This is a genomic window from Vibrio sp. YT-19(2023) (genome assembly GCF_033337395.1).
Genome location: NZ_JAWOQN010000366.1, coordinates 1 through 786 on the forward strand (window position 1 = coordinate 1; position 786 = coordinate 786).

The 786-nt window shown below is 49.1% G+C and carries 1 pseudogene; it reads left to right on the forward strand.

Annotation, left to right across the window (positions count from 1 at the left end):
* Nucleotides 1-12: 12 nt before the first annotated feature.
* Nucleotides 13-774, forward strand: a pseudogene (gene radA, locus R7E78_RS25935) (DNA repair protein RadA); the annotation flags it as partial.
* Between the last annotated feature and the right edge of the window lie 12 nt (nucleotides 775-786).

Consider the following 786-nt stretch of genomic DNA (forward strand, 5'->3'; position numbering starts at 1 on the left):
CTGACGCGATAAGCAAAACAGAACAATGTTGCGGTATTTATTGTTGGTCACGTAACGAAAGATGGTACTCTTGCCGGCCCTAAAGTCCTTGAGCACATTATTGACTGTTCTGTCTTGCTTGATGGCGGAACAGATAGTCGTTTCCGTACACTGCGCAGCCACAAAAACCGTTTTGGTGCGGTAAATGAATTAGGTGTGTTTGCGATGACGGGGCAGGGACTGAAAGAAGTAAGTAACCCATCGGCGATTTTCCTTTCTCGTGGCGAAGAAGAGACGTCAGGATCTTCGGTCATGGTTGTGTGGGAAGGTACACGTCCTCTATTAGTAGAGATTCAAGCGCTGGTGGACTACTCGCAATTGGCAAACCCTCGTCGCGTAGCGGTTGGTTTGGAGCAGAATCGTCTCTCCTTATTATTAGCCGTACTGCATAAGCACGGTGGTCTGCAAATGGCCGATCAAGACGTGTTTGTGAATGTGGTCGGCGGCGTTAAGGTAACAGAAACCAGTGCGGATCTTGCTTTAGTGATGGCGTTACTATCAAGCTTTCGCGATCGTCCGTTGCCAAAAGATGTGGTGGTATTTGGCGAAGTTGGTTTGGCTGGCGAGATTCGTCCGGTACCGAGTGGCCAAGAGCGTTTGAACGAGGCGTTTAAGCCCGGCTTCAAAAAGGCAATTGTCCCGGCTGCTAATATGCCAAAAGGTGGCATTCCGGGGATGCAAATCCACGGCGTTAAGAAGTTGTCAGAGGCTATTGAGGCTTTTGACGAGCTGTAATGCTGAAAAAGA